General features: G+C 36.6%; 24 protein-coding genes. 6 read left to right on the top strand and 18 right to left on the bottom strand.

Annotated features, from left to right (window positions below; genetic code table 11):
* Positions 1-371: 371 nt before the first annotated feature.
* From IGK81_RS01075 to IGK81_RS01055, 5 genes are all read right to left on the bottom strand, one after another.
* Positions 372-863: a GNAT family N-acetyltransferase gene (locus IGK81_RS01075; protein ID WP_034698714.1), complete on the bottom strand. Its 492-nt coding sequence runs from the start codon at positions 861-863 to the stop codon at positions 372-374.
* A 23-nt stretch (positions 864-886) separates the two neighbouring features.
* Entirely contained in the window at positions 887-1,486 is a 600-nt protein-coding gene (locus tag IGK81_RS01070) for a TVP38/TMEM64 family protein (protein WP_034698710.1), read from the bottom strand.
* A 144-nt stretch (positions 1,487-1,630) separates the two neighbouring features.
* A complete protein-coding gene (udk, locus tag IGK81_RS01065; protein WP_010720341.1) occupies positions 1,631-2,260 on the bottom strand; it encodes a uridine kinase in 630 nt (209 codons plus the stop codon).
* An 83-nt stretch (positions 2,261-2,343) separates the two neighbouring features.
* The gene (locus IGK81_RS01060; protein WP_010720342.1) at positions 2,344-3,039 is read right to left on the bottom strand and encodes a YjjG family noncanonical pyrimidine nucleotidase; all 696 of its coding nucleotides are present in this window, start codon (positions 3,037-3,039) and stop codon (positions 2,344-2,346) included.
* Positions 3,040-3,050: 11 nt separating this feature from the next.
* A complete protein-coding gene (locus IGK81_RS01055) occupies positions 3,051-3,767 on the bottom strand; it encodes a 16S rRNA pseudouridine(516) synthase (protein WP_034698708.1) in 717 nt (238 codons plus the stop codon).
* A 327-nt stretch (positions 3,768-4,094) separates the two neighbouring features.
* Here IGK81_RS01055 and IGK81_RS01050 point away from each other — a divergent pair, with 327 nt between their 5' ends.
* The 3 genes from IGK81_RS01050 to IGK81_RS01040 all read left to right on the top strand — a co-directional run bounded on the left by IGK81_RS01050 (position 4,095) and on the right by IGK81_RS01040 (position 6,896).
* Positions 4,095-4,703 (top strand): 50S ribosomal protein L25/general stress protein Ctc, encoded by a 609-nt coding sequence (locus IGK81_RS01050; protein WP_010736853.1) that lies wholly within the window; start codon positions 4,095-4,097, stop codon positions 4,701-4,703.
* A 215-nt stretch (positions 4,704-4,918) separates the two neighbouring features.
* Positions 4,919-5,242: a DUF960 domain-containing protein gene (locus tag IGK81_RS01045; protein WP_010720345.1), complete on the top strand. Its 324-nt coding sequence runs from the start codon at positions 4,919-4,921 to the stop codon at positions 5,240-5,242.
* 268 nt (positions 5,243-5,510) lie between these two features.
* Entirely contained in the window at positions 5,511-6,896 is a 1,386-nt protein-coding gene (locus IGK81_RS01040; protein WP_010736852.1) for an MATE family efflux transporter, read from the top strand.
* Between the two features lie 122 nt (positions 6,897-7,018).
* Here IGK81_RS01040 and IGK81_RS01035 read toward each other — a convergent pair whose 3' ends face one another.
* Both IGK81_RS01035 and IGK81_RS01030 read right to left on the bottom strand, forming a co-directional pair.
* Complete coding sequence (locus tag IGK81_RS01035; protein WP_034698704.1) at positions 7,019-7,876, bottom strand: DUF2382 domain-containing protein; 858 nt, start codon at positions 7,874-7,876, stop codon at positions 7,019-7,021.
* A 336-nt stretch (positions 7,877-8,212) separates the two neighbouring features.
* Positions 8,213-9,538: a hemolysin family protein gene (locus IGK81_RS01030; RefSeq protein WP_010736850.1), complete on the bottom strand. Its 1,326-nt coding sequence runs from the start codon at positions 9,536-9,538 to the stop codon at positions 8,213-8,215.
* A gap of 243 nt (positions 9,539-9,781) precedes the next feature.
* Here IGK81_RS01030 and IGK81_RS01025 point away from each other — a divergent pair, with 243 nt between their 5' ends.
* Together IGK81_RS01025 and IGK81_RS01020 are read left to right on the top strand one after the other, a co-directional pair.
* The gene (locus tag IGK81_RS01025; protein WP_051641765.1) at positions 9,782-10,531 is read left to right on the top strand and encodes a hypothetical protein; all 750 of its coding nucleotides are present in this window, start codon (positions 9,782-9,784) and stop codon (positions 10,529-10,531) included.
* A gap of 19 nt (positions 10,532-10,550) precedes the next feature.
* Complete coding sequence (locus IGK81_RS01020) at positions 10,551-10,820, top strand: hypothetical protein (RefSeq protein ID WP_051641764.1); 270 nt, start codon at positions 10,551-10,553, stop codon at positions 10,818-10,820.
* A 70-nt stretch (positions 10,821-10,890) separates the two neighbouring features.
* Here IGK81_RS01020 and IGK81_RS01015 read toward each other — a convergent pair whose 3' ends face one another.
* The 4 genes from IGK81_RS01015 to rpsO all read right to left on the bottom strand — a co-directional run bounded on the left by IGK81_RS01015 (position 10,891) and on the right by rpsO (position 16,079).
* A complete protein-coding gene (locus IGK81_RS01015; protein ID WP_034698703.1) occupies positions 10,891-12,885 on the bottom strand; it encodes a KUP/HAK/KT family potassium transporter in 1,995 nt (664 codons plus the stop codon).
* Positions 12,886-13,011: 126 nt separating this feature from the next.
* On the bottom strand, positions 13,012-13,269 hold the full coding sequence (locus IGK81_RS01010; RefSeq protein WP_010720351.1) for a GlsB/YeaQ/YmgE family stress response membrane protein: 258 nt from the start codon (positions 13,267-13,269) through the stop codon (positions 13,012-13,014).
* 234 nt (positions 13,270-13,503) lie between these two features.
* A complete protein-coding gene (pnp, locus tag IGK81_RS01005) occupies positions 13,504-15,627 on the bottom strand; it encodes a polyribonucleotide nucleotidyltransferase (RefSeq protein ID WP_034698701.1) in 2,124 nt (707 codons plus the stop codon).
* Positions 15,628-15,809: 182 nt separating this feature from the next.
* Positions 15,810-16,079 (bottom strand): 30S ribosomal protein S15, encoded by a 270-nt coding sequence (gene rpsO, locus IGK81_RS01000; RefSeq protein ID WP_010720353.1) that lies wholly within the window; start codon positions 16,077-16,079, stop codon positions 15,810-15,812.
* Between the two features lie 248 nt (positions 16,080-16,327).
* Between rpsO and def the strand changes: the two genes are divergently transcribed.
* The gene (gene def / locus IGK81_RS00995; RefSeq protein WP_010720354.1) at positions 16,328-16,891 is read left to right on the top strand and encodes a peptide deformylase; all 564 of its coding nucleotides are present in this window, start codon (positions 16,328-16,330) and stop codon (positions 16,889-16,891) included.
* 144 nt (positions 16,892-17,035) lie between these two features.
* Here the strand turns inward: def and IGK81_RS00990 are convergent, their stop codons facing one another.
* From IGK81_RS00990 to IGK81_RS00960, 7 genes are all read right to left on the bottom strand, one after another.
* Complete coding sequence (locus tag IGK81_RS00990) at positions 17,036-18,085, bottom strand: hypothetical protein (protein ID WP_431393565.1); 1,050 nt, start codon at positions 18,083-18,085, stop codon at positions 17,036-17,038.
* Between the two features lie 142 nt (positions 18,086-18,227).
* Complete coding sequence (locus IGK81_RS00985; RefSeq protein ID WP_232622351.1) at positions 18,228-18,470, bottom strand: hypothetical protein; 243 nt, start codon at positions 18,468-18,470, stop codon at positions 18,228-18,230.
* 336 nt (positions 18,471-18,806) lie between these two features.
* The gene (locus IGK81_RS00980; protein ID WP_438757363.1) at positions 18,807-19,397 is read right to left on the bottom strand and encodes a hypothetical protein; all 591 of its coding nucleotides are present in this window, start codon (positions 19,395-19,397) and stop codon (positions 18,807-18,809) included.
* Between the two features lie 80 nt (positions 19,398-19,477).
* The gene (locus tag IGK81_RS00975; RefSeq protein ID WP_438757362.1) at positions 19,478-20,710 is read right to left on the bottom strand and encodes a hypothetical protein; all 1,233 of its coding nucleotides are present in this window, start codon (positions 20,708-20,710) and stop codon (positions 19,478-19,480) included.
* Between the two features lie 258 nt (positions 20,711-20,968).
* Entirely contained in the window at positions 20,969-21,490 is a 522-nt protein-coding gene (locus tag IGK81_RS00970; RefSeq protein WP_034698694.1) for a transcription repressor NadR, read from the bottom strand.
* A complete protein-coding gene (locus IGK81_RS00965; RefSeq protein WP_034698692.1) occupies positions 21,483-22,334 on the bottom strand; it encodes a chorismate mutase in 852 nt (283 codons plus the stop codon). The genes IGK81_RS00970 and IGK81_RS00965 overlap by 8 nt, the downstream gene beginning before the upstream one ends.
* Entirely contained in the window at positions 22,324-23,049 is a 726-nt protein-coding gene (locus IGK81_RS00960) for an NAD-dependent protein deacylase (protein WP_010736844.1), read from the bottom strand. Before IGK81_RS00960 ends, IGK81_RS00965 begins: the two co-directional genes overlap by 11 nt.
* Positions 23,050-23,261 lie beyond the last annotated feature (212 nt).

The raw sequence follows: 23,261 nt of genomic DNA, 5'->3' as shown, positions 1-23,261 counted from the left end.
CATAAGTAGAAACCAATTTTAGCCGATACTCTCAACTAAGAATTTCGACTTATAACGAGAGATAACCTATTGCGACACGTCTTCTTGTCAGTAATAGTAACACTCAAGCCAAAACAAACCACGAAAGATTGCCCATAAAAAATAGGACATTACCCAGAATCTCTTCTGACTAATGTCCTATCTTACTGGTACTTGAGTTTTTGTGAACTCAAGCAGACAAGCCCTTCTCCACAAAAGTCTTGCCCGACACCCTTGCATTCCGGCAAGTGATCACATCATGATCTTGTGTCTCCAAAATCAATTAGGCGCATCTGTAAACCAGAGGCCTTCTCGACCCGTCGCATGTCGTTACTTTAACACATATCCCAAAGTTATGCGAGTCTTTTTTTCATTTGATAATCGACCATTTGAAATCCTTGACCAATATCCGAGATCAGTTCACCAGCCATTTCAAAACCTTGATGAAGGTAAACGGCGATGGCTTGAGCATTGCCTTGATTGACACGTAGAAAAATCTCTTTGATTCCTTGTTCTCTAGCGATAGTTTCGTACCACTGAAAAAGAGCCGACGTCAATCCCTTCCCTCTGAATTGATTCATTAAGTATAACTTACTCAAATATATTTTGGATGCTATTACCTCATAGGCGGTATATCCGACCGTTTGCCCTTGCTCTTTTAAGAGAAAATACTGCACACCTTCCGCCACTTCTTTTTCAATCTGTTGTTTTGATTGATAGGTAGCCAACATATAGTCCACTTGTGCTTGCCCAATGATCGGAACAAATGCTTCTGGCCAAACTTCCTTGATCACTGATACCAACTCGTCAATTTCAGTTGGGGTTACCTTGACTTTTTCTAACATTCTTTTTCTTTCCTCTCTTACTGCTAAAAATTTCCTTGTGCTTTCTGGAACAGATACAACATAATCAAACTATACGCACCGACAGACCAAGGTTTCAATAATAGGACAATTTGGATATATTCCTTAAAAGATATTTTAGTTAACCCTGCGACCAGACAAACCAAGTCATCAGGCGCAAAAGGAATCAACATGGTCAAACACAGTACTTTTTTGATATCCTTCGTTTTCTGTGTCAGTAATTGGTCGAATTTTTGGTACTTTTTGGGCGATAAAATAAGTTGTACAAAACTAACGCCATAATAACGAACCAATAAAAAACCAATGGCTTCACCGATAATCAATCCAATACAGCTATAAAGTAATCCCCAGCCATTCCCAAACATCAACAAGCCTGCCACTGAAGAAATTCCTCCAGGTAGTATTGGGATGATCACTTGAATGATCTGCAGGAGAATAAAAATCACTACTGCATACTCCCCAAATTGTTGGATAAAGCGTTGCAAAGAAGTGGTTGATCGAAAGATCCCATGTTGATAAGCATAAATGATTAACACCAAAAAGAACAATAAGCCAATAATCGGGATTATTCGGATATATTTATGTAAATGATTGTGATCGTTCATTTTCAGTCTCTCCACCTTTTAGCGCTACTTTTCATTAAGAATCGTTGCAAAAGTAAACGTTTCACTTGATAAATAAGTCGAAGAATCGAAAATAGCTTCTCCTATTTTCATGATTCTTCGACTTATCCTATTGGTTTCTTTGTTTTATTTATGATCCAAAAAACTAGCAACTTTCGTCGTAATCAAATCGATCGCTACGTGATTTTCGCCACCTTCTGGCACGATGATATCGGCGTAACGCTTAGTTGGTTCGATGAATTGATGATACATCGGTTTAACCACAGTCAAATATTGTTCGATCACGGAATCCAACGTTCTGCCACGTTCTTCCATATCTCGTTTGATTCTGCGGATGATACGGATATCATCGTCTGTATCTACATATACTTTGATATCCATCAAGTCACGTAGATTTTCATCTTCTAGAATCAAAATGCCTTCTAATATAATTACTTCTTTAGGCTCTTGGATGATTGTTGCTTGACTTCTTGTATGTGCAACATAATCATAAACTGGTTTTTCAATGGCGTTATAGTTCAGTAGTTCTTTCACGTGCTGAATCAGCAGATCATTATCAAAGGCAAAGGGATGATCATAATTCGTATTCAATCGTTCTTCAAAGCTCAAATGGCTTTGATCTTTATAATAAGAATCTTGTTCAAGCATCATGATGGAATGGTCTGGAAAATTATTGAAAATGGCACGACTTACGCTTGTTTTACCGCTTCCTGATCCACCCGTCACACCAATGATAATTGGCTTGCTTTTTGTCATTGACTAAAACCTCTTTCATATCCGTTTTTACATTCTTATCTATTATAGCGAAAATACACGAAAATGCTATATTTTTCTGAAAATTAATGCTTCTCGATTTCCAAAAGAGGATAAAGTTCTGCTAACGAATCAATCCGATAAGTCGGTACGATTTCTGGAATTTCCGGCAACCGATTTTTGTTAAACCAAATCGTATCAATTCCTGCCAAGTTCCCTCCTTTAATATCTGAGGTCAATGAATCGCCAATAATAACTGTTTTTTCTTTTTCGAATTGAGGAATCTGTGAAAAGACATGATCAAAAAATTCTTTCATTGGTTTTTGGGCGCCCACATCTTCTGAAACAAAAATTTTTTTGAAATAGCCCAACATTTTCGCATCAGTCAAACGTTGATATTGCGTTTTCGATACCCCGTTTGTCACAATATAAAGATCCGCTTGTGAAGATAACGTCTGAAGCAGTTCATGACTTCCCTCAATCAAATCATGCCCCTGATTCAAGTAATGTCTGTATCTTTTCTCCATAGCTAAACTATCAACTGTTTTACCAAATTGTTGAAATAGTAGTCCAAAACGACTCCCGGTAACCTCTTCTCTCGTCATATTCCCTTTTTCAAATTCACGCCATAAGTGATGATTTAATGCCTTATAACTTGTTTTCACTTCTGGTGTCAATTCAATTCCTTGCTCTGCAAATAATTCATTTAATGCTTTTGCTTCTGTCATCTGAAAATCAAGTAACGTATCGTCTACATCGAATAATAAAGTATGATAATTCATTTTTTTCTCTCCTATTTAAAATATATTTTCAATTGCTTTAATTCGGTTAATGTCAGTGAACGATAGGCACCTTCAGCAAGTTGCTCATCTAACTGCAAAGGTCCCATCATTAGTCGCTTTAGCTTTGTCACTTTTTTACCACGTGCAAGGAACATCTTTTTTACCTGATGAAATTTTCCTTCTTGTATCGTTACTCGTACTCGACTGCTGTTTTTGGATGTTTCCATGATTGTTAATTGTGCAGGTAAACAACGATAGCCACCCTCAAAAACAATTCCTGCTTGAAAAGCTTCGATATCTGAAGCTGTCACTTGTTCATTGATCTGCGCCTCATAAGTTTTGAAGACTTTTTTATCAGGCAGCAACATTTCATATCCCAACTGACCATTTGATGTCAGTAATAGTAGTCCTGTGGTATCACGATCCAAGCGTCCGACAGGATAGAGCGGCTTCGTTCGATCCGCTGAAGCAATCAAGTCTAACACGGTCATTTTTGTTTGGTCTTTAACTGCAGTCACAGCACCACTCGGTTTATTCAATAAGTAATAGACCTCGTTTGTCGTTAAACGCTTACCTGAGACATCGATCTCATGAATCAAACTATCCACATTTCGGTTTTGGCAAAATTCGACACAACCATCCACTTTCACTTGTTTTGATGCAAATAAACGCTTCATCTCTTTTCGAGTCGTTTGTAAAGTTTCTTCAATTAATTTATCTAAACGCATGGTGCTTTCCTTTCTTAGCCTAACAAGCATTATAACCCGAAAGAGAGTAGATGCAAATAAGAAAGCCATTGTTATTCCTTGACTTAAATTCAGATTCGCGCTACGGTTAAAGAGTAAAGTGAATTGGATTTCTCATACACAGCGTAATGACCTGGTGGAGAAAAGTTGAATCCTGACTTTCTAAAGGTAGATGCGCGCATCTACCTTTTTGCGTTTTTTAAGCGCCCTAGCCAATAATGTGCACGAGAATAGCCGTCGAAAGTTCACTTAAATAAAATCTGTTGGTCTACGTTGCCGACAGTCACATTTTAAGGAGGAATTTTGGTTATGTCAGTATCATTAGAAGTAAGTAAGAGAGAAGTACGTCCCCGTTCATTGAGAAATAAATTGCGTCATGAAGGTAAAGTTCCAGCTATTGTTTATGGGTACAATGTTGAAAGTACTCCGATTGCTATTGATGGACAAATATTCAGTAAATTATTACGTGAAAATGGCGCAAATACAGTAATCACAATGACGATTGATGGAAAAAAAGTCAACACGTTGGTTCATAAAGTCCAAACGAATACCTTTACCAACCATTTTGAACATGTGGAATTTCTATCTGTGAACATGTCAGAAGAAACTGAAGTCGAAACTGAAATCGTTCTTGTTGGCGAAGCTGCAGGTGTGAAAGCTGGTGGTGTCTTAGCACAAAACCTTTACACTGTGATCGTCTCTGCTACACCAAGCAACCTACCAGAACGTATCGAAGTTGATGTAACAAACCTAAATCTAGGCGATGCAATCACAGTAGCCGATCTACCTGAAAACAACGATTATAAAGTCGTTTCTGATGGTGAAGAACAAATTGCTGCAGTAGCAGCTCCAACTGAGGAAGCTGAAACTACTGATGAAGAAAGCGAACCAGAAGTTATTGGTTCAACGGAAGAATAACAAGTGACTTGTTCGTGTCAAAAGCGTTGGTAACCTTCGCTTTTGGCACGTTTTTTTCTCTCCTTAAAAAAAACTTATACTTTGAAAAAAAGTACACGATTTTTGTTGCATTTTTAAAAAAAGTCTATTAGAATGAACCATCGTTACAGTAAATCGTTTATCCTAAATGAAGAAATAAAACATGTCTATTCGATAAAACGAAGGAGGTTAAACAGATGTTTGAAAGTTTTGACAGTAGTCGTAACCGGTATGCCTCTGTAGGTGTTGTATCAAGTTTACCAGATGAACTGATTGATAGTATCTGGTTTATTATTGACCTAGACCTTAAGGGAGTCATCCCCTTAGATAATATGTTAGCCTTTGATTTAATCGACAATAATGGAAAAGTAACTATGCATTTTTCGCAAGCTGGTAGTGATGTTGAGATGGGAATCGATTTACCGTTTCACTATTCATCAAGTTTTCCAAGCCAAGTATATGCTTATGATGATGGTACTAGAGAAACCATTCTTTTACCCAGCGAGATAAGACAGTATTAAGGTTCACAACCATTCGTTGTCCCTTTTGATTTGTACGCCCAGGCCAAGTAGTTGATCCTTTGAATTTATTCTTTGCGTTTCATTCTTTGAATTTATTCAGCGATTCAATTCTTGGCTTGTTTTATGATGCACATCATTGAAAATATCTTTGAAAATGAATCTGCAATACATTGAAATTTATCAAAATTATTTCATTTTTACCTAGTAATCTCAGGATAAACACTATATACTACTAACTAAATTTTATAGACAATAAGGAGTTTAAAAAATGCGCGATTTAACAAAAGGAAGTCCAGCTAAACTAATCTTAATGTTCACCGTTCCTTTACTTATTGGTAATGTCTTTCAGCAATTTTACAACATGGTCGACATGATCATCGTTGGTCAAACATTAGGGAAAAATGCGCTGGCTGCTGTTGGTGCAACCGGAAGCTTGACCTTTTTAATCCTTGGCTTCGCTCAAGGTCTTACTGCTGGATTAGCGATCATCACAGCTCAGCGTTATGGTGCAAAAGATTATCGTGGTCTTAAGAAAAGTTTTGCTGCAAGTGTTGTTATCAGTTTGGTTGTCACTATTGCATTAACCGTCCTTAGTTTAGTATTTATTCGTCCGATGCTGCAATTGATGCAAACGCCCGTTGAGATTATTGACCAAGCACAAACGTTTATTTCAATCATCTTACTAGGGATTTTCGCATCTATGAGTTTTAACTTGCTTTCAAATGTTATTCGCGCGCTTGGAGATAGCCGGACACCACTTTTCTTTTTGATTATTGCAGTGGTTGTCAACGTTGTGCTTGATTTGATTTTCATCATTTCTTTTGGAATGGGTGTCGAAGGCGCAGCAATTGCAACGGTTATTGCCCAAGTTTGCTCAAGCCTACTATGTTTAGTTTATATCAAGAAAAAAATTCCTTTGTTGCAATTACGTAAAAAAGATTTTCACTTTGATAAAGAAGAGATTCGTGTTCATTTGAACGCTGCTCTTCCAATGGCTTTTCAATCATCCATCATCGCCATTGGCGCCATCGTCCTTCAAGCTGCGTTGAACAGTTTAGGAACAGATGTCGTAGCCGCTCAAGCAGCAGCCAGCAGAATTGACCAATTTGCTAATCAACCAATGATGTCCTTTGGGATTGCTATTGCAACATTTACTGCTCAAAATTATGGTGCAAAAGAATATGGTCGAATTTTAAAAGGTGTTAAGCAAACACTTATGATGAGTATTGGCTTTAGTATTGTTGCAGGTGCGATCGTGATTTTCTTCGGTCATTCACTTATGCAGTTGTTTGTTTCACCGACAGAGACTCGTGTCTTTGAATTAGCTCAAACTTACTTCAATATCAATGGTTCCTTATATTGGATCTTAGCGATTTTATTTATCTTACGTTACACACTACAAGGACTTGGTCAAAGTAAGATTCCGACACTCGCAGGAATGATGGAATTAGTCATGCGTTCATTTGCAGCAATCATTTTAACTGGTTTACTTGGTTATACGGGTGCTGCAGCTGCTTCACCACTTGCTTGGGCAGGATCTGTCGCTGTTCTACTATACTCTTACTTGCGTTCAATGAAACAACTTAAATCTTTCGAGAATGAACAACAATACGCTATGGATGATCCTGAAATCCAATACAATAGTATCCAATAAAAGAAAAAAAGACATTTCTCTCATCGATCAGATAAGCAGAAATGTCTTTTTTATTAGCAATTTACATGATGTTCCGTTCAAAAAACGAAGGAGTCTGGTTAGATGATTTTAGCGATCAATTATTATATATGATCATTTTTACGAGTATTTTCATCCGTATCTTCTACTCGAACGTTTCCTTTTGTATCAATATCCAACTCTTCACGACTTACTTCTTCCGTCACTTGTTTCATATCTTCATGCTCTTTTTTGTGAATACCTACCTCTTCACGTACTACTGTATGTTTATTGACATCAATTTGTTCTTCTTTAAGAGGAATTGTAATCGTTTCGTCTTCCAAAGAATCATCTGAAATATTATCGCTTGCTTCAGCATTTACTGGTTTTCTTTCGATAACGATTTCTTCACGCTTCACAGGGACTTCCACTGTTTTAGTATCATTAACAACGTGTTTATGGATATCAACTTCCCCAGTTGTCACGTCATGGGTATTGACATCTAACTGTTCTTCTTTGAGTTGAATATTTTCATTATTTGTATTTAGTGTATCCGTTGGATCGGGCATATTTTGAGTCCGATCGTTTTCAACAACTGCTTCATTTGGCGCTTTGTAATCTTTAACCGTAATCACTATTTTCCCAGCGGCAATATCCTCTTTGTATGAATACAATGGATCATCGTTAACAGAATCATCCGCTTTTTCTGTATACGAATCTTCCTCATAGGTGTTAGACGTGAACGTATCTTTGATCCGTTCCCATAGCGAGCGTTCTTCATGCGTGCCTTCAACCTCATCCACATTCGTTTCTACATCAATTCCTGATAAACCAGAAAAACCAAAATTTTGAGCAGCATCTTTTGTCGTATAGATAATGATATCGTCTCGATCGTATCCTTCATCACGCAATTGTTCGATCACTGATAAAGCTTCTTCCCTCGTACTGTAACTACCAATAACTGTTAGATTTCTTTCATTCATGTGAATCCCTCCTGTTAATAGTATGTCTGTATTTAGTGATTCCGCTTACAGATCTATTCTATCGGATATTTTTTTTTAGAACAAATATATGGTTTACAAAGTAAAAAAGATGCCAATCCATTCAGCTAAGTCGAATGGATTGGCATCAGTTCTATCGTTTAAAATCTTATGATCAAGAGATCCGTCCACCAAAATGAGTAGGAAGCTTCCGACTAAGGGACAAAAAGAAAGTATAAACATCGGTTTATTCGTTTTTGGTAGTGGTTAGAATGTTTTGTCTTACTTCTCTCATTTTTTTTGATCGTGAAATGTAGGATTTTGTTTATCCCAGATTCTTCATTCTGTTTTATTCGAATCGATACTGTTTTCTGCTATTTCTTGTTTTTTGATTTTAAAATAGTCCACATGTGTATGGTTATATTCTAACACCGTAAATTGAAAAGAATCAATTTGGATCACTGTACCTGTCTTGATGTTTTTTTCATGGTTCGACATAAATCCAGATAGTGTGATAAAAGTAGACTCTTCAAATTCAGGGATCGTAACGTGGAAATAACGACCAAAATCATCTAACGTCAATTTTCCTGAAACAATATAGCTCCCATCTGCTTGTTTCGCTATCAATGCTTCATCCAAATCCGTTTCATCCCGAATTTCCCCCACGATTTCTTCTAAAATATCTTCAATCGTCACTAAACCACTCGTTCCTCCGTACTCATCTTTTAAAATAGCAATATGCTTTCCTTTTTTACGCATGATCGTCAATAATTTTTTGATGGGGATCGTTTCTGAAGTAACGATTGGTTCTTCCACCAACTCATCCACTGTTAATTGATCGTCTTTAAACGACTGCTTAATCAAATCTGGTAAAGTAACATAACCAAGGACGTGATCCTTTGACCCAGAAATAACGGGATAGCGGGTATGACCTCTTTGAATAGAAGCTTGAATCGCATCTTTCACTGTCTCACCAGCTTCAAAAACCTGCATAGAGGTTCGATCCACTTGGATATCTTTTGCCAACGTATCATCAAATTCAAAGACATTTTCTAAATAATAGTACTCTTCTTTCGTCAACTCTCCTTTTTCATAAGAATTCATAGCCACTAACGTCAATTCTTCTTGAGATAATGTCTCTTCTCCTTCTGAAACTAATTTCACGCCTAATACTTTTCCTAAAGCCGCAGCAGAATGATTCAACACCCAAATAAAAGGAAACATTGCTTTATAAAAATAATGCAACGGACGTACAACAAATAAGACCACTTGCTCTGTATTCACGATACTATAACTTTTAGGTAAAAGTTCTCCGATCACCACATCGATATATGTCACCAAAATAAACCCTAATGCGACAGAAATAGTTCCGCTCAATGCTGAGCTAAACGGCAATCGACCGATCCAAGGCTCTAGTAACGCCGCCACTGAGCCTTCGCCAACCCAACCAATGATCAACCCAGTCAAGGTAATTCCTAATTGACTAGCCGACAAGTAGTTATCTAAATGATGCGTGACATGTAATGCTAATTTGGCATTCTTTACATTTTCTCTTTCTAATTGTTCTAAACGTGAACGTCTGATTTTAACTAATGCAAATTCACTAGCTACAAAAAAAGAAGTCACCGCAATCATCAAAAATAATATGGCAAAATTAAGTACCATAACTTCCCACCTCTCTTCTCTCCCCTATTGTACCTCTTTTCGAAAAATAATTTAAATCAACGATCCACGATTGCATTGAGTTTCTTTAGAAAGTATCTTGACCCACAAAACTCTTTTAACTTAGCAAGCTTTGTCAAGCTTTTATCCAAAACTAAAATTTCATATAGCCGAAAAAAAAAGACTCTTTGTCTGATCGATTCCTTTACAATAGTTCTAGTAAAAAAATCAAAAGGAGATTATCTTATGCCCCTTAGTCAAGTTCTGAAAGAACACAAATTAATGAAAGTATCAGAAAATAGTATTCACTTGTGGAATCGAATGTTGAAAATTCACGGCTTAAGCCAAACCTTAGCCTATTTAACTACATTTAATTATGAAACTGAAAGTATCAAAAATATTATAAACAACCTTCATTTGCCAGCAGGAACAGATAAAGAACAGATTGAAACCTTGTTAAATGTTCTGGGCAAAACGGTGGTGGAATCAGGTTTTTCATCTGATCAGGAGTTACTAACCACAATTGACCAGTGGAACGCAATGCTTAAACTAAACGGTGCTGATGAAACCTTCGCTTTTCTAGCTACCTGTAACTATAATGATTCAATGATCAAATTTATCATAGCAAATCTTTACTTACCAGAAACGATAAATCCAGTCATTGAATCAGATAAAATCATTACGGCAGAGCGATCAACTATCACTTCAGATTTTCAATCCAACCAAGAACTACTAAATACGATTGACCAGTGGAACACGAGGTGTAAAGAACGTGGCCCAAACGAATGCTTAGCATCTTTGTCTAAATTAAACTATAAAGCCAGAAGTATTAAATTTATTATGGCTAACCTCCAGTTACCAAAAACAATGGACCGATTAGCCAACACACAAAAAATAGTTGAAGCAAACAAAATGAATATAATATCGAATTTCAATCAAAAAATAAAAATAATCGCAAAAAAAAAAAACGTTACACAGCCTAAACCACATCATTAATAACCTTGAATTACCAAAGTTGGATGCTGAAATACTAAGAAAAAAAATCATTCTAAAAACTCAAAAAGTAATCGAAATTGGTGTTAAAAAACACCTCGCTAAGATGAATTTCGCATATAAAAAGACGCAAACCCAAGTTTACATAAAGCAAATGCAACAAGAACCAAATGAAATTGACATCTACCTAGGAAAATCTCACCTAAAAGATTTAAAAAGAAAAGCAATCAATAGTATTTCAAATAAACATCTAAGCGAGCCTAAAAAAGCTAAACTCTCTTTGCAACGCTAAATAGCCCAAAAACAATGGGAGAAACATTCCAAGAAATGTCTCTCCCATTGAATACTTTATTCGCTAAAGTTTAACTTTTCCGTTCTTTTAACCACGTTTTTCTTGTTACACCAATTAGTAAAGGTACTGTTTCATGCTTTACTTCACTATACTCCAAGCCAAACCAAGTTTCTGGCGTGGTCGCAATTTTTTTAATTGCAAGTTTTGCTTGCATGATTTGTCGTTCCCATTTGCTGAGAGTCGTCACATTTGAGATCACTTCATCAATCAAGATAAATTGGAAATCACCGACTTCTCTTCCCGGAGTTAACGAGTAAGTCTGCGGTTGTTTTGGTAATCTTCCTTGTTTCATCAAATCATGAATGATTTGACGAACATAGACATTGATTTCTTGTTGTACTCTGAATCCTAAGAAGAGATTCACTTGTACGACAAAATCAGTATCCATCATATCGATTTGGTATTCTTTCGTATAAGGTTCATCCGTCACTTCCACATGTACGAACCAATATACACGTGCTCTTTTTGGTCGTTTGTCCAGAATCGAGTAGACAAATTGTCTACCAACTTTTCCTTCGGCCATATCTGGTACTAAGAACACCACATTAGTTTGATAAAGTGGCAATGAGTGATCATCTCTTAATTCCGCTAATTGTGGAATGTAATCTTTTAATGCCACATCTTCCGCAGCAGACTCACGGATGATATTTCCTTGTTCCCAAATAAACATGACAGCTAAAATAATGATCGCCATCAACACCGCAACAAACCCTCCGTGGAAAAACTTCACGATACTTGAGATGAAAAAGATGATCTCGATCGCACCAAAAAAGAAAGACACAATCCAGGCGAACCATTTGGAATAGTTGCTTTGGATCAAATAGAAATAAAGAAGTACCGTCGTCATCAACATCGTGACAGTAATTGAAAGTCCATAGGCTGCTTCCATATGATGTGATGTTCGGAAAGTAACCACGATCAACGAACAAGCCAACCATAAAATCAAATTAACCGCGGGAATATACATCTGACCGATACTGTTTCCTGGATACATGATTTTCAAGCGTGGTAAGAGTTTTAACTTAATCGCCTCTGATACCAATGTAAATGATCCAGTAATCAAAGCCTGTGAAGCAATGACCGCAGCGATCGTAGCAAACCCAACGCCAATAATCAACCAACCTTTAGGTAACATTTGGAAAAATGGATTGAGATTATTGATTTGTTGCACCTCTTGATTTTGATAAATATTCAGTAACCAAGCCGCTTGTCCGAAGTAATTCAATACTAAGCAAAGTTTAACGTAAGGCCAACTTAAACGGATATTTAATTTCCCCACATGCCCCAAGTCAGAATACAATGCTTCCGCCCCTGTCGTAGCCAGAAAGATGTTTCCTAAAATAAAGAGACCTAATCGATTGTCTGGACTAAAAAGTAGGCGAATCGCGTAGTAGGGGTTCAACGCTCGGATCACCGTCCAGTCTTGGCTGAAATTTATTAAACCCATCACACCTAAAAAAGTAAACCATAAAAACATGATCGGGCCAAACGCTTTTCCTACTATCTCGGTACCGAATCGTTGAACCATAAATAATACGAAAATGATGACTAATGTAATAATGACAATAATATTTTGATTGTTACCGAATCGATCAAAAAATTGTGGGATACCTCTTAACCCCTCGATTGCTGTCGTGACAGTCACCGCTGGGGTCAATACTCCATCAGCAAGTAGAGCAGCTCCACCGATCATTGCTGGTACGATCAAGTATTTACTCCCTTTCCTGACTAGTGTATATAAAGAAAAAATCCCACCCTCACCGTGGTTATCGGCATTTAACGCAATCACCACATACTTGATTGTGGTAAGTAATGTTAGTGTCCAAAAAATCAATGACACCGAACCAAGGACAAATTCAGGATTGATGCCTCGTAGTCCTCCGTTATCTTCTACGATGGCCTTCATTACATATAGTGGACTCGTTCCAATATCTCCGTAAACTACGCCCATCGCAACTAATAGACCAGCCATTGAAATTTTTTTAGTGTTGTGTTTTGTTGTCAATTGTCCCCCTCTTTTCTACTTTCGTTCACTATCGTATTTTCTTCACAAATCATTGATCTTTTATTTCATGTGATTTACTTAACTAGAGACCCCTACGAAGTGTCAAATCATTATACAAGATTTCATTTAGTAATGTCGACGGATATAGTCTGCTAAAAATGAATACACACCGAGACAAAAAAGAGCTCCTAGCAATGAAGGGATGAGGTAGAATCCTTTGATCGAGGGACCTAATTCACCAAGAACAAATTCTCCTAACCAGCTTCCTAAAAAACCGATCACTACATTTCCAGTGACACCGCCAGGTACATCCTCATTTAAGATCAATCCAGCGAACAGACCTAAAACGCCACCAACGATCAAAGTCAGAAAAAAATAAAGCATCTCGTTCCCTCCTTAAAAAATACACCTTTATTTTACGTTATTTTGAAAATTAGACCAAAGATTATGAATAGCTTTTATCCAAGTAAACTTTCCATAGGGATTTTAGCTATAAAAAGAAGGAGTAAGACATTGTCTCACTCCTTCTTTTTCAATGTAGCAAAAACAAGTATTTTTCACTGGCGTAGGCATTTCAACCCTCAGATTACTCTTTTTGCTATTTTATCGCTTAAACGATTATTTTGTTTCTTTTTCAGAACCATCTTCTGTTAACATCGCTTTTCTAGAAAGATTTACGCGACCTTGTTTGTCAATCTCAGTTACTTTGACAAGGACTTCATCACCCAATTTGACTACATCTTCTACTTTATTGACACGGTCATTTGAAAGTTGAGAGATGTGAACCAATCCGTCTTTTCCTTTGATCAAGTTAACGAAAGCACCAAATTTTTCAATACGAACTACTTTTCCTAGATAAACCTCACCGACTTTTACTTCTTTGGTTAAGTCTTCAATGATCTTGATTGCTTTTTGGATCATTTCTTTATCAGATGAAGCAATACTTACTTTACCATCTTGATCGATATCGATTTTCACACCAGTTTCTTCAATGATACCATTGATTGTGTCGCCACCTTTACCGATCACATCTTTGATCTTCGCAGGGTCGATTTGGATCATTTCGATTTTCGGTGCATATGGGCTTAATTCTTCACGAGGTGCTACAATCGTTGAAGTCAATTCTTCTAAGATTTCCATACGTGCTTGTTTTGCTTGGGCTAGCGCTTCTTTTAGGATTTGTTCCGTAATCCCTTGGATCTTAATATCCATTTGTAGAGCAGTTATCCCGTCTTTAGTTCCAGCCACTTTAAAGTCCATATCTCCCAGATGATCTTCTAATCCTTGAATATCTGTTAAAATCGTATAGTTTTCGCCATCTGAAACAAGTCCCATTGCAATCCCTGCAACTGGTGCTTTGATTGGCACACCGGCATCCATCAATGCTAATGTCCCAGCACAGATACTTGCTTGTGAAGAAGAACCATTCGATTCTAAAACTTCTGCCACTAAACGGATTGTATAAGGGAAATCTTCTTCTGAAGGAATCACTTGTGCTAGCGCACGTTCGCCTAAAGCACCATGTCCGATTTCACGACGACCAGGTGATCCCGCACGCCCTGTTGAACCAACAGAAAATTGTGGGAAGTTGTAATGGTGGATGAATCGTTTGCTAACTTCTACTCCCAGTCCATCAATAATTTGGTGTTCACCTAGTGGCGCAAGGGTACAAGCAGATAATGCTTGAGTTTGTCCTCGAGTAAACAAACCTGAACCATGAACCCGTGGCAACAAGCTTACTTCTGAAGCTAGTGGACGGATTTCGTCCAATTTACGCCCATCAGGACGAATCTTGTCGATCGTGATCAATTCACGAACTACATCTTTTTCTAAGTCCTCAGTAATTTGTTTTACTTCTTTTAGTAATTGATCTTCCTCTTCATGCCCGATAAATTTTTCGGCATAAGCTTCACGAATATCGATTTTTACTTGTTCGATATTGTCTTCACGAGCTAGTTTTTCTTCTGTCATAACAGCCGTTTTCATCGTAGCATAAGAAGCATCAAAGATTTCTTTTTTCAAATCTGCATCTACTTGTAACAAAGAAACTTCCATTTTCTCTTTGCCGACAGCTTGGACGATTTCTTCTTGGAAAGCAACTAATTCTTTGATTGCATCAAAACCAAATAGTAATGCTCCAAGCATATCTTCTTCAGAAACTTCTTTCGCACCACTTTCAACCATGTTGATTGCTTGTTTTGTACCTGCAACACTTAGTTCAATATCTGTTTGTTCCGCTTGTTCAACTGTTGGATTCAAGACATATTCGCCATTCACACGGCCGACTTCGACACCAGCAATTGGTCCATCAAATGGAATATCTGAAATTGATAATGCTAAAGAAGAACCTAGCATTGCAGCCATCGCAGGTGAACAATCTGTTTCAACACTCATCACGATGTTGGTTACTTGAACTTCGTTACGGAAGCCATCCGCAAACATTGGGCGGATCGGACGGTCGATCAAGCGAGCCGTTAAAGTTGCTTCTGTACTTGGACGACCTTCACGCTTGATAAATCCTCCAGGAATTTTACCGGCAGCATACATCTTTTCTTCATAGTTGATCGTCAACGGGAAGAAGTCAGTATCTTTTGCTTCTTTTGAAGCAACTGCCGCACTTAAAACTACAGTATCTCCATAGCGAACTAAAACTGCTCCGTTCGCTTGTTTTGCTAATTGACCGACTTCGATTTGTAAGGGACGGCCTCCCCATGTCGTTTTGAATATTTGTTTTTCTGACATAATTACTCCTTTTCTTTCTCGTGAAAGCAAGACGCTACTAAACAAATGAAAACCGCCAAACGTCGCTTATCCAGCTTTCATTTGGTTAGTAGGAGTCTATCATGCTTTTTTCGAGAATGGTTGTATTAGGTATTACAGTAAAAAAAGTGAGATTCATTTGAACCCCACTCTTTTTGTCAAAATTAACGGCGTAGACCTAAGCGTTTGATCAATTCGCGGTAACGTTGTACATCAGTCTTACGTAGGTAAGCTAACAAGTTACGACGGTGACCAACTTTTTTCATTAGGCCACGGTATGAATGATGATCTTTTTTATGCATACGTGCATGTTCATTCAAGTGGTTGATTTCTTCCGTTAATACAGCGATTTGTACTTCTGGAGAACCAGTATCCCCTTCATGGCGTGCATAGTCTTTGATGATTTCATTTTTACGTTCTTTTGAAATTGCCATTTCTTTCACCTCTTTCGATTATTCCCCTGTGACTGAGTAAAACGTTGGTGATTCGCTTAACCAAGTAACAGGCGATATGCCTTACGCATACAGCTATACTTTACCTGAATCTACGGGAGAAATCAAGTGAAGAATCATTAAGAAAATTTAGTTTTTAAACAAACTTTCTCCTACTTTTTAAATTTTATGTTAAACTATAATGCGAAAATAGACGTATAACTGTCTAAAAAGAAAGGGGTACATATTCCATGATCACAATGGATAATATCATCCGCGAAGGAAATCCTACTTTGCGGGAAGTAGCTGAAGAAGTTGCTCTCCCATTAAGCAAAGAAAATATCGACCTAGGAAAAGAAATGCTCGAATTCCTGAAAAATAGCCAAGATCCAATCAAAGCGGAAGAATTAAACTTACGTGGAGGGGTTGGTTTAGCTGCTCCTCAATTAGATATTTCTAAACGCATCATTGCTGTACACGTGCCAAGCCCTGATCCAGAAGTAACAGAACCCACGCTAAGTACGGTAATGTATAATCCAAAAATCCTTAGTCACTCAGTTCAAGATGCTTGCCTTGGCGAAGGAGAAGGCTGTTTATCTGTTGACCGAGAAGTACCTGGCTACGTAGTCCGCCACGCTAAGATCACGGTTTCTTATACAGATATGAATGGCGAGAAACATAAAATCCGCTTGAAAAATTATGAAGCAATCGTTGTCCAACACGAAATTGATCATATCAACGGCGTGATGTTCTACGACCATATCAACGAAAAGAATCCATTTGCCCTTAAAGAAGGCGTATTGGTGATTGAATAAAAATGATTGAAAGTTGTATTTCAATCTAAATGATTCGTAAGAAATTGAACTAAAAAGCAACATCTTCGGAAATCGCTACTCATTTTTTCGAAGATGTTGCTTTTTGACGTGGGGAGCCCCACTCCTTTTTTATATTACTAAGAATCAGCGATGTGTTCGTTGTCCATTAAACTGGTTTCTGTCTTTACTATGTCTATTTTCTCCCAACTTTTCTTCTTGTCGTTCAAGTTTACCTCCCGCTCTAGTTGTGCCTTCTACTATCTTTTTCTGCCCTAGATTCTCTGGAGATGGGCTTAACGTCAGATTCTTTTCCAACTCCAATAGGTCTATCTTGTTTGTTTTTGCCCAACGTTTTATTTCACCAATCATTTCCATCCATTTGTCTAACTGTTGTTCTCCGTTCTGTTGCGCATAGCATTGATTCTCTCGCTGAGCACGAAGTTGCTGAGTCAAGATTTTTAATTGATCTTTGCGTTCTCCTATTAGCTCATCTTTTTGCATTAATTGATTTTTAGTAATTTCTGTCTCTAATTCAGAATTTGATACTTTTAATTTATTGATTCCAACTTTAATTTTTTCAATTTGACCTTCTATTTTTTTTAATACATGTACTATTTCTGGAGTAGTTTTGCATTTTATATTTTCAATTATTGTTTCTGCTTCAGATCGTAACGCAAGATCTTTCTCGCATCTTTTTCTAGCCATCAAATTAAAGAGCGTGGCATTATTACTCGGCAATTGTTTTATTTTATCCTCAACTGTATTTTTATCATATAGATAAGGTTGTATCAGAACAGCCTGCGACTTGTATATTTCCACCACGAAACTTTTCCACTTCTCTAATTCTTTTTTTGCAGAATCTAGGTCCCGCCAGTCAAATTCAGAAGAGTTTAATTCGATTTCTTGTAGTTTTGTTTGTATTTTAACTATTCGTTCTGCCACTGCTCTTAAAAATGCATTTATTTCTGAAACAGGTCGCTTATTCACCTCATCTTGTAATTTATCTGCTTGTGCTCTAAATTCTAGATCCTCTTGACAAATGGTAAGATTCTTTTTTAAGAGAGCCTTTGTACGCCCACTTCTATCGAAATCCGATCCCCAGTTTTCATCGAACCAACTGATCGTTTGTTCAACGGTGCTTTGTTCGTATAAAAAGGGGAATTCTATTATATTTCTTTTCCGCTTTTCCAACATTTCAATACTCTTTAATTCAGATAGCAACTTTATTGTACCCCTTCCAAAAACTAGCTTGTTGTTCCAGTACTTTATCTCCAGAATTCTTTGTCTTTCATTCGATGATTCGCTGTTCTGCTATATTTGCATATTCAGCAAGCTTTTATTTCGATAGATAACTAATATCTTTCTGTGCATAATTTTTCATAGACAAGCGTTGAGATTGTTCTTTTATTAGCTTAGATTGAGCATCCTCCCCTTTATTTAGGAGGCTTATTTCAGTCTGATTTTTATTTGAACATGCATTGAATGTTGCTATTCGTAAGTTAGCTTGCTTTAAATTTACGCTAATTTCATCATCCAAAAAGCGAATCACGTTTCCAAACTGATAAATCCATCCTATCATGCGCTTCAACTCCTATATTTTATTTATGTCACGAATACTTCTGTAAAAAAGTAGAATCAAAAAATAAATTCAGCTGCAAAACTTCCTATTGTCCCATTTTACTTAAAAAATGAAACTAGTTTCTTCCTTCTTTTTCCCAAAAATAAAATAACTGGTACGATTCGTAAATGGATAAATCATACCAGTTATTTATTATTTAATGTTCTTATATATTCAGCCCAGGCAACTCTTTTCCTCGCTAAGCCGTTCTTTGTTTCATTAGTTTCAAGTACGTAAACTCTTGTACTACAATATTATTCTCTTAGTGTAACGATCTTACCTTAACCATTTCAGATATCATGACCGACTTTGATCCGGTTGGCCTACTTGTTGCATTATCTTGGGCTTCTTTGGATCTGGTTCTGCTTTTTGTGGTGAAGAGTTTACCCTTTTAGATAAAGGATTTTGTCTTGTATTTTTTACCTGTTGTACCTCATCCATGCTTTTTAATGTCTGTTGTGGTTGTTTTTTTAATTCGTTGATTTTTCCAATAGTTTCCTCAATAGCATACTTCTTATTTTTTAATAACTTAATCGATAGTACCATTGCGGAAGTATGTGTGCTTACATCTTTTTCGTATTTTTGAACGAATTGATTCGCCTCAAAATTTTCTTCTAATTTTTGATTGATTAAAGACGAAACGGGGTTTTCGATTCCACTTGCCTTGTCTGATTCATTGAATTCTTTGCTCATTTCCTCAATAAGCTGATTCTTCTGATTTTTTACGTACTCACTCACTTTTTTTCCTGATTCTGTCAGTTCCTTTCCTTGAGTTTCTCGAATCACTTCGTCAAATATAAAAATTCCTTCTATGTTTTCTTGGATGTTTGCTGTGACTTTAGCCTTTTCACCATTTCCTTGTACTGTTTTGCTAGTTGATTTATCCATTTGTTTTAGCTCCTTTACTTTAGTATGTAGAAAAATAGTACCTGAATAATTCATATTCAATGTTATTGCAACTTATATTACTATCTTGACTTCTTTTGATCTGGTTCTGCTTTTTGTGGTGAAGAGTTTGCCCTTTTAGATAAAGGATTTTGTCTTGTGTTTTTTACCTTTTGTATTTCTTTCATGCTTCTTAATGTCTGTTTTGATTGTTCTTTTGTTAATTTGTTGAATTCTTCGCTAACTTCCTTAATTAATTGATCCATAAGCTTATCCTTCGAATTTTCTAAGTTCTCAATCATTGATTTCTTTGACTTACTATCTATTTCTGTTGTGTCATGTATTTCCAGAATACGCTTGTTCAATAGGAAAGTTTCTTCTAACTTTTGATTGATGAAAGTCGGAATTGGATTGACTATTCCACTTGTTTTGTTTAACTCGTTGAATTTGTTACTAATTTCCTCAATATTCTGATTCTTCTGGTTTTTAAAGTATGTAACGCGGTAAAATCTTGATTTATTTAATACTTGTTCTCCTTTTTGTCCTATTGCTTGAATTCCCCATTGTGAAATGAAAATTTCTTCTATTTTTTGCTGGATAAAAGGCATATTTGTATTTACTGTTCCACTTGTTTTCAGTAGATTATTTGGTGAATTTACTTCTTTTTGGTCTTTCACTTCTGCGTTTTCTTGGATGTTTGCTGTGACTTCAGCCTTTTCATCATTGCCTTGAACTGTTTCGCTAATTGATTTATCCATTCTTAGTTCGTTGAATTCTTCACTAACTTTCTTAATTAATTGATCCATAAGCTTATCCTTCGAATTTTCTAAGTTCTCAATCATTGATTTCTTTGACTTACTATCTATTTCTGTTGTGTCATGTATTTCCAGAATACGCTTGTTCAATAGGAAAGTTTCTTCTAACTTTTGATTGATGAAAGTCGGAATTGGATTGACTATTCCACTTGTTTTGTTTAACTCGTTGAATTTGTTACTAATTTCCTCAATATTCTGATTCTGATTTTTTTTACAGAGGCTAATGAAGCTTTGTTTTGTTGCTAATTCTTGTTCTAATCTTTGTTCTAATTTTTGTTCTAATTTTTGTTCTAATTTTTGTTCTAATTTTTGTTCTAATTTTTGTTCTACTTCTTGAATTCCCCATTGTAAAGTGAAAATTTCTTCTATTTTTTGCTGGATAAAAGGCATATTGGAATTTACTTCTTTTTGGTCTTTCACTTCTGCGTTTTCTTGGATGTTTGCTGTGACTTTAGCCTTTTCACCATTTCCTTGTACTGTTTTGCTAGTGAATTTATCCATTTGGTTTAACTCCTTTACTTTAGTATGTATTAAAAACATCTATTGCTAAACTTGGTTCCCACTATTTTTTTATTATGTAGAAGAATAGTGCTTGAATTATTCATATTCCGTATTATTGTAATTTATAAATAAAATAGTCGAACGCTTATTTTTTCAAAAAAAATAAAATAACTGGTACGATTCATAAATGGACAAATCATACCAGTTATTCACTATTTAATGTTCTTATATATTCATCCCAGACTACTCTGCTCTTCATTAGCCTTCATAGAGAATTCCTGCTTTTATCAACTGTTGCTTAATCGTTCTCAACACATTAGTATCTGGATAACGGATGGTATGCAGATGAATCCCATCGGTCAGCTCAGATAACAACGTAGCATTACTTTTTTTATAGCGTTTCATAAACAATTCAATTTCTTGAGTTGTTTGGATATGAAGCATGCCTGTCAACTCACCATATAAGGGATGTTCTACAATGACATCTAAAACTTCGCCACCAGCTTCAACGATCAAGCGCAACTCTTCTTCTGTTTGCTCACGACCATGTTGGACAGCAATCTTGCTCACTAAGCCGTTCTGTGTTTCATTGGTTTCAAGAACGTAACCTCTTGCCGTTGCAATAATAGTCGCACCTGATGCCCTCAACAACGCAATATCTCCGACAATGATTTGACGGCTCACTTGAAAACGTGAAGCGAATTTGCTGGCACTGACCGGTTTTTCTTCATTTGCCAGGGTATGCAGAATCTCTTTGCGCCGTGCTTCTCCATCAATCATCCACTTTCTCCCCATTCAATTCATTTTGATAATCACGAGAATGTTTCATAAGATCGATATATGTCGCTGTGATCGTTTCTTTATATTTCGTATTTTCTAACCGACTAGCGATTTTTTCTAATACTTCTTGCTCCCTTTTTTCGTCATAGACTGCTTTTTTCGATGCTTGTTTGGTTTCGCCAATTTTCGTTACCGTGTCCATACGTTTTTCTAGTAATTTGACGATTTGTTGATCAATCTGATCGATTGTTTGACGTAAGTCTTCAAGTTTTTCTGGTTGTTGATCTTCTAATATTTTTTTGATTACTCGAGCAGGATTACCTGCAATCACTACATTATCAGGAAAAGATTTAGTTACAACAGAACCCGCTCCAACTACGACATTGTTTCCTAACGTAACACCTGGCGTAACAATCACACCACCACCAAGCCAGACATTATGACCAATTTTGATTGGTTTCGCATATTCTAAGACACTATTTCTTTTCACTGGATGAAGTGGATGAGTGGCTGTATAAAGTTGAACATTTGGCGCAAACATGCAATTGTCGCCGATTTCGATCGTACTTACATCTAAAAATGTACAGTTGTAGTTCGCATAGAAGTTTTCACCTACACGAATATTGTAACCATAATCAAAATTGATCGTTGGCTCCATGTAGATTTTTTCTCCCGTTTTTCCAAAGGTTTCTTTTAGTAATTGAGAACGTAGCTCTGCTGTTTCTGCTTGGTTGATGATCGTACTTTGGCTTCTTGCGTATTGACGATCCGCTACTAATTCCGGATCATTAGCAAAATATAATTCGCCAGCAATCATTTTTTCTTTTTCTGTTCTAATGGTCATAATTTGCTCCTTTTGATAATTTTTCAAATACTATAGCACCGTCCGTTTGCAGAAAATCATATTCTTGGTCTAACTGGATTGGCTCTTGGTTGATTACTAAGATTTGAGACTTCGTATTACGAAATTGGATTAAGTCACAAAACGGGTGTACTTGAAAACTCGTTCCGACGATGACGATCAACTCTGCTTGTTGAACAGCCGATGTTGCTCGCTCTATGACTTCATCATTAAATCCCTCCCCATACAACACGATATCTGGTCGAATTTGTCCCCCACATGTTGCATGTTGATCTGTTTGTAAATAGGTTTCCCAAGAAACTGTGTTCCCACATTTCCTACAATAGCAATGATAAAGATTTCCGTGAAAATTCACAAGTTTTGGACTTCCCGCTTTTTCATGTAATCCATCGATATTTTGGGAAACTACCCAAACTTGCTTTTTTGAGGCTAACTTTGCCATTTCTAAGTGAATAATATTTGGTCTTGCTGTTGGATGATAGATTTTTTTCACAAATGAATAAAATTTTTGTGGCTCATTGTTCATTGCTTCATGACTTAGAAGGTATTCGGGTTGTTCCAATCCATGATAGATTCCTTTTAACGATCGATAGTCGGGAATACCAGAAGGCGTTGATACCCCAGCGCCAGTTAGGAAAGTGATTTTTGAACTAGTGGCTATTGTTGCTACCGCTTCTTCAACGGTTACTTTTTTCATTTCCTTTCACCTCTCTCTTATTATACATCTATCTTTCGTTTATTGATTGATCGTACTTTTTATTCAAACGATTTCATTTTTTGAGAAACATCTCACAATATAGACTGACAAACCAATGAAAACGTGCTACAATACTGCTAGATTCTTCGGTATGATCATCACTATTGCTATCTAATAGTACGATAAACCAAGCATATAGAACAAAAGTGAGG

The organism is Enterococcus sp. DIV0703, assembly GCF_051711065.1.
In the GTDB taxonomy this organism is placed as follows: domain Bacteria; phylum Bacillota; class Bacilli; order Lactobacillales; family Enterococcaceae; genus Enterococcus_B; species Enterococcus_B hirae.
The sequence above is the reverse complement of the archived record's forward strand: the minus strand, read 5'-3'. Positions and strand labels throughout refer to the sequence as shown.

Coding starts and splice junctions, on each gene's coding strand:
- IGK81_RS01075 (WP_034698714.1), bottom strand. CDS start 863: ATGTTAGAAAAAGTCAAGGTAACCCCAACTGAAATTGACGAGTTGGTA.
- IGK81_RS01070 (WP_034698710.1), bottom strand. CDS start 1,486: ATGAACGATCACAATCATTTACATAAATATATCCGAATAATCCCGATT.
- udk (WP_010720341.1), bottom strand. CDS start 2,260: ATGACAAAAAGCAAGCCAATTATCATTGGTGTGACGGGTGGATCAGGA.
- IGK81_RS01060 (WP_010720342.1), bottom strand. CDS start 3,039: ATGAATTATCATACTTTATTATTCGATGTAGACGATACGTTACTTGAT.
- IGK81_RS01055 (WP_034698708.1), bottom strand. CDS start 3,767: ATGCGTTTAGATAAATTAATTGAAGAAACTTTACAAACGACTCGAAAA.
- IGK81_RS01050 (WP_010736853.1), top strand. CDS start 4,095: ATGTCAGTATCATTAGAAGTAAGTAAGAGAGAAGTACGTCCCCGTTCA.
- IGK81_RS01045 (WP_010720345.1), top strand. CDS start 4,919: ATGTTTGAAAGTTTTGACAGTAGTCGTAACCGGTATGCCTCTGTAGGT.
- IGK81_RS01040 (WP_010736852.1), top strand. CDS start 5,511: ATGCGCGATTTAACAAAAGGAAGTCCAGCTAAACTAATCTTAATGTTC.
- IGK81_RS01035 (WP_034698704.1), bottom strand. CDS start 7,876: ATGAATGAAAGAAATCTAACAGTTATTGGTAGTTACAGTACGAGGGAA.
- IGK81_RS01030 (WP_010736850.1), bottom strand. CDS start 9,538: ATGGTACTTAATTTTGCCATATTATTTTTGATGATTGCGGTGACTTCT.
- IGK81_RS01025 (WP_051641765.1), top strand. CDS start 9,782: ATGCCCCTTAGTCAAGTTCTGAAAGAACACAAATTAATGAAAGTATCA.
- IGK81_RS01010 (WP_010720351.1), bottom strand. CDS start 13,269: ATGCTTTATTTTTTTCTGACTTTGATCGTTGGTGGCGTTTTAGGTCTG.
- pnp (WP_034698701.1), bottom strand. CDS start 15,627: ATGTCAGAAAAACAAATATTCAAAACGACATGGGGAGGCCGTCCCTTA.
- rpsO (WP_010720353.1), bottom strand. CDS start 16,079: ATGGCAATTTCAAAAGAACGTAAAAATGAAATCATCAAAGACTATGCA.
- def (WP_010720354.1), top strand. CDS start 16,328: ATGATCACAATGGATAATATCATCCGCGAAGGAAATCCTACTTTGCGG.
- IGK81_RS00990 (WP_431393565.1), bottom strand. CDS start 18,085: ATGTTGGAAAAGCGGAAAAGAAATATAATAGAATTCCCCTTTTTATAC.
- IGK81_RS00985 (WP_232622351.1), bottom strand. CDS start 18,470: ATGATAGGATGGATTTATCAGTTTGGAAACGTGATTCGCTTTTTGGAT.
- IGK81_RS00980 (WP_438757363.1), bottom strand. CDS start 19,397: ATGGATAAATCAACTAGCAAAACAGTACAAGGAAATGGTGAAAAGGCT.
- IGK81_RS00975 (WP_438757362.1), bottom strand. CDS start 20,710: ATGGATAAATTCACTAGCAAAACAGTACAAGGAAATGGTGAAAAGGCT.
- IGK81_RS00970 (WP_034698694.1), bottom strand. CDS start 21,490: ATGATTGATGGAGAAGCACGGCGCAAAGAGATTCTGCATACCCTGGCA.
- IGK81_RS00965 (WP_034698692.1), bottom strand. CDS start 22,334: ATGACCATTAGAACAGAAAAAGAAAAAATGATTGCTGGCGAATTATAT.
- IGK81_RS00960 (WP_010736844.1), bottom strand. CDS start 23,049: ATGAAAAAAGTAACCGTTGAAGAAGCGGTAGCAACAATAGCCACTAGT.